Genomic DNA, 11,035 nt, shown 5'->3' with positions numbered 1-11,035 from the left:
TGCACGAACAAAGTAAAGTTGAAATGAGAACTTATAAAACAAAAAACACCTGCAAAAACGTTTTTGCAGGTGTTTAATTAAAATATTTTTATCTAATAATCTGTATCGATTATTTAGGACTAGTCATTTCTTTCGAAAACCTCTCAAAAAATAATCAATAACTATTTTATGTTGAATACGGTTTTATTGCACGGGCGGAGGGATTCGAACCCCCATCAACGGTTTTGGAGACCGCTATTCTACCCTTGAACTACGCCCGTAACTTAGTGCCGCAAATTAAAAGGTTTTTTTCTGTTCCTGCAATTATTTTAGGCAGTTTTAGAAAGATTTTAGCTGATTTTTTTATTTCGAAATTAATCCAAATTCAGTAAAATTCGCTAAAGTCATGTGACACAAAACCTTACCAAATTATTCCTTAAAGCAATGCTTTTTTCAATCCTTCGAAATCAACAGAAATTTGTTCCCCGCTTACTAAATTTTTAAGCGAATAAGAATTGGAAGCTATTTCCTGCTCGCCTGCGATTACGGCAAAAGGAATTAATCGTTTATCAGCGTATTGAAATTGTTTACCCACTTTTACATTATCAGGATAAAGTTCCACCTTTATATTTTCTTTTCTTAATTTCTGAATCGCTTGTGAAGCATATAACGCCTCTTTATCTCCGTAATTTATGAATATCGCTTTGGTAGTTGCCGCAACGGTTTCAGGAAACAACTGAAGCTCTTCGAGAACCAGATAAATTCTGTCTAAACCAAAAGAGATTCCGACTCCACTCATATTTTTCAAACCAAAAATACCCGTTAAGTCATCATATCTTCCACCACCTCCGATAGAACCCATCGCAACTGTTTTTGGCGCTGCTACTTCAAAAATGGCTCCGGTATAATAATTCAAACCACGTGCTAAAGTCACATCAAGATCTAAGGTTGCTGTTGATAAACCTAAAGTAGCTACATTATCACAAATAAAACGCAACTCTTCTACTCCTTTCATGCCTTCCTCAGACGAAGTCAATAAACTAGAAAGCTGAGCGATTTTATCTGCAAAAGTTCCTGTAAAACCAAAAAGCGGTTGTACTTTAACTAAGGCTTCTTCAGAAATTCCTTTTTCTATCATTTCTTTTTTCACACCTTCTTCACCGATTTTATCCAATTTGTCCAAGGCAACCGTAAAATCAATCAACTTATCCGAAGCACCGATTACTTCTGCAATTCCGGATAAAATTTTTCTGTTATTGATTTTAATGGTTACACCTTCTAAACCTAAAGCTGTAAAAACAGTATCATACAATTGAACCAATTCTACTTCCTGCCACAATGATTTTGAACCTACAACATCGGCATCACATTGGAAAAACTCTCTGAAACGCCCTTTTTGTGGATTATCTGCTCTCCAAACTGGTTGAATTTGATATCTTTTGAAAGGAAATTCAATTTCGTTTTGGTGTTGTACCACGTATCTGGCAAACGGAACGGTTAAATCGTAACGCAATGCTTTTTCTGAAATCGTTCCGGTAAATTTATTCAACTGAATTCTTTGATTCGTATCAATTGTTTCAGCAGAATTTATTTGCAACTCTGCTATCGCTTCCGGCAATTCGATTTTGTTCTTTTTATTGTAGAAAAAATTACCTGAGTTTAATATTTTAAAAATCAAACGATCTCCTTCTTCTCCATATTTCCCCATTAAGGTTTCAGAATTTTCAAACGAAGGTGTTTCAATAGGCTGAAAACCAAATTTCTCAAAATTACTTTTTATGGTTTGAATAATATATTGACGTTTTGACACCTCTGCAGGTGAAAAATCTCTCGTTCCTTTTGGTATACTTGGTTTAGAAGCCATCTTTAATATTTTAGATTGTCGATTTTAGATTTTAGATTTTCTTTGAAACCTATAAATTAAAAATCTTTAAGTTAATTTATTCCTGATTTTAGAATTTTATTCAAGTCTTAAATCGTTTGCAAATATCTTATTTTTTAAAATAAATAATGCCCGATCGAAAACAAACTTGTAACAAAAAACGTATTTTCGTGACAAATTGGTCATGATGCTAAAATTATTCAGAGAAAATATTCGAATTGCGTTTGGTTCTATCAAAACACAATTACTCCGTACCATTCTTACCGTATTAATTATTGCTATTGGAATTACGGCTTTGGTTGGAATTCTTACCGTTGTAACGGCATTAGAAAACACCATTTCTACCAATTTTGCGTCTATGGGCGCTAATACTTTCAACATTAACCAGTACGAGAATAATCTTAAAAACAGAGGTGGCAATGAGCGTGAAATCGTAAATCCGATCATTTCTTATCCGGAAGCAGTCGCTTTTAAAAACAAATACAAATATCCTTTTACCGAGACTTCACTTTCGTTTACAGCGACTTCAAAAGCGGAAGTAAAATACTTAGACCAAAAAACCGATCCGGAAATTACAATCCTTGGTGTCGACGAACACTTTATAACCAACTCGGGTTTAGAGGTAAGTTCAGGTCGTAGTTTCAATCAATTTGACATTGACAACAATACCTATTCTTGTGTTGTGGGATCCGATTTTGAGAAAGGCCTTTTAAAAGATGTGAATCCAATTGATAAAATAATCTCAATACGAGGTGCCCGATTTAAAGTTATTGGCGTTCTAAAAGAAAAAGGATCAACGTTTGGGAACAGTCAGGATTTAAGGGTTTTAATCCCAATTCAGGTGGCACGTTCCTTATTTACCGCTCCTAACATTAATTACACCATAAGCGCCATGGTTTCAAAAAAAGAATTTTTGGACGAGGCTGTTGATAACGCTACAAGTGTCATGCGAAGAGTACGAAAATTAAGTCCCGTTCGTGATTCTAATTTTGGTATTGGCCGAAGTGACGACTTAATCAACCGAATTTTAAGTATTACGGTTTACTTACGCTGGGCTTCCGTGATCATAAGTGTCATCACCATATTAGGTTCTTCAATTGCCTTAATGAACATCATGATTGTCTCGGTTACGGAACGTACTCGAGAAATCGGGGTTCGAAAAGCATTGGGAGCAAAAAAATCAACGATTGCTGTTCAGTTTTTTATCGAAACTTTATTGATTGGACAAATTGGCGGTTTAGTTGGGATTATATGGGGAATACTGTTGGGTTATGGTATCGCCACCGCCATGGATTTTGTTTTTGTCATTCCATGGGTAGCCATTATCGCTGCTTTTATAACCAGTTTCCTTGTTGCTTTAGCCTCCGGTTTATACCCTGCAATAAAAGCATCTAAACTAGACCCTATTGAAGCGTTGCGATACGAATAGTTTTCAGTCTCAGTCGCAGTTTACAGTAAAACCGAGACTGAAAACTGAGACTGAAAACTGAGACTGAAAACTGTGACTAAAAAGACCCCCTCAACATCCTGTCATTATCATAAATATCCTTACGTAATTCGATGTTTTTAAATTCCATTTCTTCAAGTAAATCAATCATTTCCTTTCCCAGGTATTGATTAATTTCAAAATACAACTGTCCATTTTTGAATAGATTATCCTGAGCCAGAGTAGCAATTTTTTTGTAAAAAATTAAGGCATCGTGATCTTCGACAAAAAGTGCTAAATGCGGTTCGTAGTCCAGTACATTTTTTTTGATTTCTTCTTTTTCCAGATGGCGAACATAAGGCGGATTCGAAACTATGATATCAAAATCATAAGGCAGCTCCTCTAATTCCAGTACATCATTTAGTAAAAAAGTAACTTCAACTTTATTATTTATCGCATTTCGTTTCGCTGTTTCCAATGCTTTTTTCGACACATCAATGGCATAAACCTTTGCGTTTGGTAAATTTTTAGCCAATGAAACCGCAATGCAGCCGCTTCCTGTACCGATATCTAAAATTTTTAAAGTCTTAGTTTTATCCGTTTTTGCGTTTTCTTTTACAATCCATTCTACCAGCTCTTCCGTCTCCGGTCTCGGAATCAGAACATTCTCATTGACTTCAAAATCCAAACCGTAAAAATTCGTTTTCCCCAACAAATACTGAATCGGAACTTCTTTTTTTAACTCCTGCAAAATGACATCCCAAAACGCAAAATCAGATGGATTAAAAACCAATTCATGATTTAAAGCCAAATCAATTTGTCGTAGTTTATGTTTGTTTTCTAAAATTAAATAGAAAAAACTTTCTGCTTCATAAGCATCATAAAAAGACGACAGCTCTTGTATAAATTGAGTACGGTATTGTTTGATTTTCATTTTGGGTATTTGAGCATTAATTTTCGATTAAAACCGGCAGCATTTCAGGATAATAAGTAATGAAAAGTAAAATATGTTACAATTCGCTTCGTAAATCTTTCAACATCCATACAGGGCAAGAACTGTGCCCAGTATTTCCCATCGGAGCATCGAGATACTCAAAACCCGATTTTTTATATAATTTTTGGGCCGCATGCATAAAAGGCATTGTTTCGATATAACATTTTTCAAAACCAAAATCCCGTGCTTGTTGCAAACATAGCTCCATCATTTCGCTGCCAATTCCCAAACCTCTTGTTTCAGGCAAAAAGTACATTTTTTGTAATTCGCAAATTTTAGAATCCCCATTCTCCAAAGGCGCAATTCCGGCACAACCCAAAACTTTACCCTCAGATTCAACTACAAAATAAGCCGATTTTGGTTTTTGATATTCTTCAAACATCAAATCTAAATAAGGATCCTCATAAGCAGTTCCGACTTTTGGAATTTCCATTTCATCAAAAACGGATCGTATTAATTTTGCAACTTCTTGATTGTCTTGTTTTTGAATTATTCTAATACTCCAATTTTCCATTTTACTTTATTCAGCTTATAATTACAAAAGTAAAAATAGTTTTCCGATAGTTTTCTTAACGAAATCGTAAACTGAAAAATAACTACTTTTGTAGTGTGAATATACAGGAGAAATATATCAAACGTTGCATCGAATTGGCCAAAAATGGTCTGGGAACGACTTATCCGAACCCAATGGTAGGAAGCGTCATCGTTTATGAAGACCGGATTATTGGTGAAGGCTGGCACAAAAAAGCAGGAGAACCGCATGCAGAAGTAAATGCGATTCGATCCGTAAAAGACAAATCGTTATTAAAAAAAGCTACCATTTATGTAAGCTTGGAACCTTGCAGTCATTTTGGTAAAACACCACCCTGCTGCGATTTAATTATAGAACATAAAATTCCAAATGTAGTAGTAGGCACTGTCGATCCAAATGAAAAAGTCGCCGGAAGAGGAATCAAAAAAATAATCGAATCGGGCGCTACTGTTGTTGTAGGCGTTTTAGAAGACGAATGCAATGAACTCAACAAACGTTTTTTTACTTTTCACCAAAAGCAAAGACCTTATATTATTCTGAAATGGGCAGAAAGTCAGGATGGCTTTTTGGCACCAGAAAAAGAAAACAACCCAAGCAGAAAACCTGTCTGGATTACCAATGCTTATTCGAGACAATTGGTTCACAAATGGCGCAGTGAAGAGCAAGCTATTCTTGTGGGAACACAAACTGTGGTAGATGATAATCCAAAATTAAACGTTCGGGACTGGAGCGGAAATAATCCGACAAGAGTTGTTTTAGATCAGCACAATCGAATCGAAAAAGACAGTTTTATTTTCGACGATAGTGTTAAAACGATCGTATTAACAGGCTCAAAAATTGCCAGCGAAAAAGAAAACACTACCTTTGAAGTAATTGATTTTAATCAAAATATAATACCACAACTCTTAACGATTTTGTATCAAAACCAGATACAATCTATTATAATTGAAGGTGGACTACAGACGTTACAAACTTTTATTGATCAGAATATCTGGGACGAAGCTTGTATTTTTATCGGAAAATCTACTTTCGAAAAAGGAATAAAGGCACCGACAATAACACGAAATAAAACAGCTACAACGCACCTTATAACTGATGAATTAATACACATTAGAAATCATGATTGATACTATAATTTTTGACTTCGGAGACATTTTTATCAATTTAGATAAACAAGCTACCATTTCTAAATTGCAGCAATTAGGCATGACAGAATGGAGTTCTGAATTGGATCGTTTAAACCTGTTGTTTGAAACCGGTGACATTTCGCCCGAGGAGTTTATTGGTGGTTTTCAAAAAGAACTTCCAAACGCATCAAAAGAAGAAATTCTTGAGGCATGGAATGCTATTTTGGCAGATTTCCCTTTGTATCGTTTAGAGTTCCTGCAAATGCTTTCCAACAGATACCGTTTGTTTTTATTGAGCAATACCGATTCTATCCATATTGAAACCTTCGAAAACAAAAGCGGCATTTCCTTTTACAGCGATTTCTATCAATGTTTTGAAAAAGTTTATTTTTCATTTGAAATTGGAATGCGCAAACCCAATGCAGATGTTTTTCAATACCTGATCAACAAACACGAGCTGTCTCCCAAACGTACCTTATTTATAGACGACAAAAAAGAAAACACAGACGGCGCTGCTTCTCTGGGCTTTAATGTATGGAATTTACAAGTTGGACAGGAAGACGTAGTTGATTTGTTTGAAAAAAACATACTTTAATTTTTTACATTTCACCTCTCACTTTTAACTTCTCACTCTTAACTCTTGGACTACAACGACACCTATCAAACTATTGCCTTTGAATCAGAAGAGATTTTATTAAAAGAAAAAGGCAGCAAATTCTTTGGTTATGCTTTCCCTATCGAAAACGAAGAAGAAGTAAAACCCATCATTGAGACTTTAAAAAAACAACATCCACATGCGGTTCATTTTTGTTACGCCTATCAATTAGGTACCGCGCCCAACATCAGCTATCGCGCCAATGATGACGGAGAGCCGAGCAATACAGCCGGCGCACCTATATACGGACAAATACAATCTTTTGGGGTAACAAACGTTCTTATAGTCGTAGTTCGAATTTTTGGCGGTGTCAAACTCGGAGTCGGCGGATTGATTGCTGCTTATAGAACAACAGCCCAAATGACACTTGAAAGTTGCGAGATCATCGAAAAAACGATCGACGTGCATTTTTTAATCTCTTTTGATTATAAAAACATGAATAAAGTGATGCGGGTTATCAAAGAAAAAAAACTGGATATCGTTTCTCAGGAAATGGAAATGGATCAAGATTCCGGACTGCCAATTGGCAAAATTGAGACCAAAACGAGAAAAAAAAATGCCGAAATAATATTCGACATTTTTGATTTAATGTTTGAAATCGATATTAAAACTTTATAAATTCTAATAAAAATACCCCTCATTTTAACAATTATACCAGAGTTTCAAACAACTCTAAAATGTATTTTGGAGGAGCAGTAGGACGACCTGTTTTTAACGAAATAAATACCAAAATAAACACTGCAGTTGTTAATAACTCATTTGCTTCATTGTAGATCTCGCAATCGAATTCGATCTTTACAGAGGATTGACTTTTGAACTTGGTATGGATGGTTAACAGCTCATCATAGCGTGCCGATTTTTTATAATTTATTTGCATCGAAACAATCGGCAATCCAATACCGCTTTCTTCCATGCTTTTATACGAAACCCCTTTATCTCTAAGCCATTCCACGCGTCCTATCTCAAAATAAGGAACATAATTTCCGTGGTAAACGACCCCCATTTGGTCAGTTTCAGAGTAACGAACTCGTACTTGAGTTTGATGATTTTTCATTATTTATAGATTAAAAAATTTTAGTTCCTAAAAGTCCCCTTACAACATTTTTTTATAAAATTAGACTTCAAATTATTTTTTTTTAAAGAAATTTGTTCACATATTTGTTATCCCGAAATACGGAATAAAATTGCTCCTTTTTTATTAGGAGAATCTTTATCAATAATATAAAAATTTATTCGAATATATGACTAAAACTGCTCAATCGGTATGGGAAAACTGTTTGTCTTTTATAAAAGACAATATTCAAGACCAGGCGTACAAAACTTGGTTTGAGCCAATCAAATCAGTTGAGCTAACCGACAATGCATTATACATTCAAGTACCGAGTAAATTTTTCTACGAATGGCTAGAAGAACATTACGTTAAATTATTGAAAGTTGCGCTTACCAAAGAACTAGGAAAAAACGCAAAGTTACTGTATAAAATTAAAATGGAAAACACTTATGGTAATAAACAGCCGTTTACTGAACAGCTGCCAAGTGCCAACAGAGTGCCCATGAAACCGCAAGAGGTTGATGCTCCGTTTAAAAACTTAAATCCGGAACTTAAAAATCCATTTGTAATTCCCGGAATCAGAAATTTAAAAATTGAGTCGCAATTAAATGCCAACTACAGTTTTGACAATTTTCTTGAAGGGGATTCGAATCGTTTGGCTCGTTCCGCAGGTATGGCTGTTGCCAACAAACCTGGGGGAACTTCCTTTAACCCGCTATTAATCTTTGGTGGTGTTGGTTTAGGAAAAACGCACTTAGCGCATGCGATAGGTGTAGAAGTAAAAGACAAATATCCAGAAAAAACGGTTTTATATATTTCTGCCGAAATTTTCACACAACAATATATTGACTCGGTAAAAAAGAACAATCGTAACGATTTTATTCACTTTTACCAATTGATCGATGTTTTAATTATTGATGACGTTCAGTTTTTATCCGGAAAATCGGGAACTCAGGACGTTTTCTTCCATATTTTTAACTACTTACATCAAAACGGAAAACAGGTAATTTTAACCTCTGACAAAGCACCTGTTGATATGCAGGATATTGAGCAGCGTTTATTATCCCGTTTTAAATGGGGATTATCTGCAGAATTGCACCAACCGGACTACGAAACCCGTATTTCGATCTTAAAAAATATCTTATACCGTGACGGTGTTGAAATGCCGGAAGACATTATTGAATATGTTGCCCGCAATATCAAATCTAACGTTAGAGAATTAGAAGGTGCTATTATTTCGTTAATCGCTCAATCTTCTTTCAACAAAAAAGAAGTAACAATTGAGTTGGCTAAAAGTGTAGTAGAGAAATTTGTTAAGAACGTAAAAAGAGAAATTTCAATTGATTATATTCAAAAAATTGTCTCTGATTATTTCCAATTAGACATTGAAACACTTCAATCTAAAACCAGAAAGAGGCATGTCGTGCAAGCAAGACAATTGGCCATGTTTTTTGCAAAGAAATTTACCAAAGCTTCTTTAGCAAACATTGGTTCACAAATTGGAGATCGCGATCACGCTACAGTATTGCACGCCTGTAAAACGGTTGACAATTTAGTTTCTACAGACAAACAATTCAAGAAATTTGTCGAAGATATCAACAAAAAACTAACGCTATAAACGCGCATCATGCCAGTAAAGATTCTAATGGTTTGTTTGGGAAATATTTGCAGATCTCCTTTAGCTGAAGGAATTTTAGCTTCCAAATTACCCCAAAATACATTTCTGGTAGATTCTGCAGGAACCGGTTCCTGGCATGTAGGTCATTCACCCGATAAACGTTCGATTGCCGTTGCTAAAAAAAATGGCATCGATATCAATCATCAAAAAGGAAGACAATTTAAAACTTCCGACTTTGATGAATTTGACTATATTTATGTAATGGATATTTCCAATTACGACGATGTACTACTTCTTGCAAAAACAGCCGAACACAAAAACAAAGTACAACTTATTCTGAACGAGTTATTTCCTGACGAAAATGTAGATGTCCCTGACCCTTACTTTGGCGTCTCTAATGGTTTTGACAATGTTTACGAAATGCTGGATGAAGTTACGGACATCATTGCCCAAAAACTTATCGAAAAATATTCATAACTTACCTCCTTTCAATTCGTTTGTAAAAATGACAATTGAGAGCTAATTCGTTTTATAAATTTAAAAAAACGCACATGAAACTTCTAGGAAAACTATATTTAATTCCAACCACTATGGGCGAAAGCGATCCGATGGACGTTTTACCGCAAACAGTAAAAAGAAGTATCGAGCTTATAGACCACTACATTGTCGAAAACGACAAAACAGCCCGAAAATCCATAAAAGCGGTTTATCCCGAAAAGAAACAATCCGAATTGGTTCTTTTTACCTTAAACAAACGTACGGAGCCAAGCGAACATTTAGACTTTATAAAACCTTTGTTAGAAGGAAAAAACATGGGTTTAATGAGCGAAGCCGGATGTCCCGGTGTTGCTGATCCCGGTGCTGTAATTGTAAAATTAGCACATGAAAAAGGAATCCAGGTTGTTCCTTTAGTAGGGCCTTCTTCTATTTTATTGGCTATGATGGCTTCGGGAATGAACGGACAGAGTTTTACTTTCAACGGTTATTTACCTATTGATAAAGACGAAAAAAAATCGGCATTAAAGTACTTTGAAAAATTATCTCAGGACAAAAATCAATCGCAGCTTTTTATCGAAACACCCTACCGAAATAACAAATTGGTCGAGGATATTTTGCAAATCTTAAACCCTGCAACGCATCTTTGTATTGCAACTGATATTACCTTACCAACAGAATTCATTAAAACAATGCGCATTTCAGATTGGAAAAAACTTAAAGTTGACCTTCACAATCGACCGACTATTTTTATCATTCATAAAATGTAAACCAACCAAAAAACCACCATAAAATGAAGAAATTTCTAATTTTGATTCTGATTTGCACTGTTCAAAGTGTTTTTTCTCAAACGGAAATTATTACCATAGACGAGCCTACAAATAAAATACCGCCACAAGGAGCTGTTCCAAATGACGATAATAGTATTTACAGTACAGCAGGAATAGAGGTAAAGCCGGAATTCCTTGGCGGAATAGCCGTTTTTAATACCTACATGGAGCAAAACTTCCAAATTCCAAATGTAACTCCGGCACTTAAAGGAAGAATTTATGTCACCTTCATAATAGAAAAAGACGGATCTTTAAGCGACATTAAAGTACTAAGAGATTTGGGCCATGAAACGGGTCGCGAAGCTATTCGTGTTCTAAAAAATGCTCCAAAATGGATTCCAGGAAAACAAAACAATAAGTTGGTCAGAGTGCTTTATTCACTCCCAATTCCCATAAATATTCCTGTGAAATAATCTCAGCAAAAAACTATTACTTATCGTACATTT

General features: G+C 35.2%; 12 protein-coding genes and 1 tRNA gene. 8 read left to right on the top strand and 5 right to left on the bottom strand.

Annotated elements, in window-relative coordinates; genetic code table 11:
• Positions 1–189: 189 nt before the first annotated feature.
• Both ACHRV3_RS22300 and hisS read right to left on the bottom strand, forming a co-directional pair.
• A tRNA-Trp gene (locus ACHRV3_RS22300) sits at positions 190–260 on the bottom strand.
• Between the two features lie 155 nt (positions 261–415).
• Positions 416–1,843, bottom strand: coding sequence for a histidine--tRNA ligase (gene hisS, locus ACHRV3_RS22295; RefSeq protein WP_395436194.1), 1,428 nt, complete (start codon positions 1,841–1,843; stop codon positions 416–418).
• A 202-nt stretch (positions 1,844–2,045) separates the two neighbouring features.
• On the opposite strand from hisS, the gene ACHRV3_RS22290 reads away from it, so the two are divergent.
• Positions 2,046–3,290 (top strand): ABC transporter permease, encoded by a 1,245-nt coding sequence (locus ACHRV3_RS22290; RefSeq protein ID WP_395436193.1) that lies wholly within the window; start codon positions 2,046–2,048, stop codon positions 3,288–3,290.
• 76 nt (positions 3,291–3,366) lie between these two features.
• Here ACHRV3_RS22290 and prmC read toward each other — a convergent pair whose 3' ends face one another.
• Positions 3,367–4,221, bottom strand: a complete 855-nt coding sequence (gene prmC, locus ACHRV3_RS22285) for a peptide chain release factor N(5)-glutamine methyltransferase (RefSeq protein WP_395427363.1) — start codon at positions 4,219–4,221, stop codon at positions 3,367–3,369.
• A gap of 76 nt (positions 4,222–4,297) precedes the next feature.
• Positions 4,298–4,795 (bottom strand): GNAT family N-acetyltransferase, encoded by a 498-nt coding sequence (locus tag ACHRV3_RS22280; protein ID WP_395436192.1) that lies wholly within the window; start codon positions 4,793–4,795, stop codon positions 4,298–4,300.
• 95 nt (positions 4,796–4,890) lie between these two features.
• On the opposite strand from ACHRV3_RS22280, the gene ribD reads away from it, so the two are divergent.
• The 3 genes from ribD to ACHRV3_RS22265 are packed head-to-tail and all read left to right on the top strand — an operon-like array spanning position 4,891 to position 7,213.
• Complete coding sequence (ribD, locus tag ACHRV3_RS22275; RefSeq protein WP_047779193.1) at positions 4,891–5,940, top strand: bifunctional diaminohydroxyphosphoribosylaminopyrimidine deaminase/5-amino-6-(5-phosphoribosylamino)uracil reductase RibD; 1,050 nt, start codon at positions 4,891–4,893, stop codon at positions 5,938–5,940.
• Positions 5,933–6,535: an HAD family phosphatase gene (locus tag ACHRV3_RS22270; protein WP_047779194.1), complete on the top strand. Its 603-nt coding sequence runs from the start codon at positions 5,933–5,935 to the stop codon at positions 6,533–6,535. Before ribD ends, ACHRV3_RS22270 begins: the two co-directional genes overlap by 8 nt.
• A 45-nt stretch (positions 6,536–6,580) precedes the next feature.
• Positions 6,581–7,213 carry an IMPACT family protein gene (locus ACHRV3_RS22265; RefSeq protein WP_395436191.1) on the top strand — a complete coding sequence of 211 codons (633 nt, stop codon included), beginning with the start codon at positions 6,581–6,583 and terminating at the stop codon, positions 7,211–7,213.
• Between the two features lie 31 nt (positions 7,214–7,244).
• Here the strand turns inward: ACHRV3_RS22265 and ACHRV3_RS22260 are convergent, their stop codons facing one another.
• Positions 7,245–7,649, bottom strand: a complete 405-nt coding sequence (locus ACHRV3_RS22260) for an acyl-CoA thioesterase (RefSeq protein WP_395427359.1) — start codon at positions 7,647–7,649, stop codon at positions 7,245–7,247.
• Between the two features lie 187 nt (positions 7,650–7,836).
• Here ACHRV3_RS22260 and dnaA point away from each other — a divergent pair, with 187 nt between their 5' ends.
• The 4 genes from dnaA (at position 7,837) to ACHRV3_RS22240 (ending at position 11,002) form a co-directional block, all read left to right on the top strand.
• Positions 7,837–9,264: a chromosomal replication initiator protein DnaA gene (dnaA, locus tag ACHRV3_RS22255; protein WP_041517015.1), complete on the top strand. Its 1,428-nt coding sequence runs from the start codon at positions 7,837–7,839 to the stop codon at positions 9,262–9,264.
• Positions 9,265–9,273: 9 nt separating this feature from the next.
• Complete coding sequence (locus ACHRV3_RS22250) at positions 9,274–9,741, top strand: low molecular weight protein-tyrosine-phosphatase (protein WP_047779197.1); 468 nt, start codon at positions 9,274–9,276, stop codon at positions 9,739–9,741.
• 74 nt (positions 9,742–9,815) lie between these two features.
• Entirely contained in the window at positions 9,816–10,529 is a 714-nt protein-coding gene (locus ACHRV3_RS22245) for an SAM-dependent methyltransferase (protein WP_047779198.1), read from the top strand.
• 23 nt (positions 10,530–10,552) lie between these two features.
• A complete protein-coding gene (locus ACHRV3_RS22240) occupies positions 10,553–11,002 on the top strand; it encodes an energy transducer TonB (RefSeq protein ID WP_395436190.1) in 450 nt (149 codons plus the stop codon).
• The last annotated feature ends 33 nt before the right edge of the window (positions 11,003–11,035 follow it).

This window comes from Flavobacterium sp. FlaQc-49 (assembly GCF_044005985.1).
GTDB classification, from domain to species: domain Bacteria; phylum Bacteroidota; class Bacteroidia; order Flavobacteriales; family Flavobacteriaceae; genus Flavobacterium; species Flavobacterium cupriresistens.
Note: the sequence above shows the minus strand (reverse complement) of the source record. Positions and strands in the feature narration are given on the sequence as shown.

Coding starts and splice junctions, on each gene's coding strand:
- prmC (WP_395427363.1), bottom strand. CDS start 4,221: ATGAAAATCAAACAATACCGTACTCAATTTATACAAGAGCTGTCGTCT.
- ACHRV3_RS22250 (WP_047779197.1), top strand. CDS start 9,274: ATGCCAGTAAAGATTCTAATGGTTTGTTTGGGAAATATTTGCAGATCT.
- ACHRV3_RS22280 (WP_395436192.1), bottom strand. CDS start 4,795: ATGGAAAATTGGAGTATTAGAATAATTCAAAAACAAGACAATCAAGAA.
- ACHRV3_RS22290 (WP_395436193.1), top strand. CDS start 2,046: ATGATGCTAAAATTATTCAGAGAAAATATTCGAATTGCGTTTGGTTCT.
- hisS (WP_395436194.1), bottom strand. CDS start 1,843: ATGGCTTCTAAACCAAGTATACCAAAAGGAACGAGAGATTTTTCACCT.
- ACHRV3_RS22245 (WP_047779198.1), top strand. CDS start 9,816: ATGAAACTTCTAGGAAAACTATATTTAATTCCAACCACTATGGGCGAA.
- ACHRV3_RS22260 (WP_395427359.1), bottom strand. CDS start 7,649: ATGAAAAATCATCAAACTCAAGTACGAGTTCGTTACTCTGAAACTGAC.
- dnaA (WP_041517015.1), top strand. CDS start 7,837: ATGACTAAAACTGCTCAATCGGTATGGGAAAACTGTTTGTCTTTTATA.
- ACHRV3_RS22240 (WP_395436190.1), top strand. CDS start 10,553: ATGAAGAAATTTCTAATTTTGATTCTGATTTGCACTGTTCAAAGTGTT.
- ACHRV3_RS22270 (WP_047779194.1), top strand. CDS start 5,933: ATGATTGATACTATAATTTTTGACTTCGGAGACATTTTTATCAATTTA.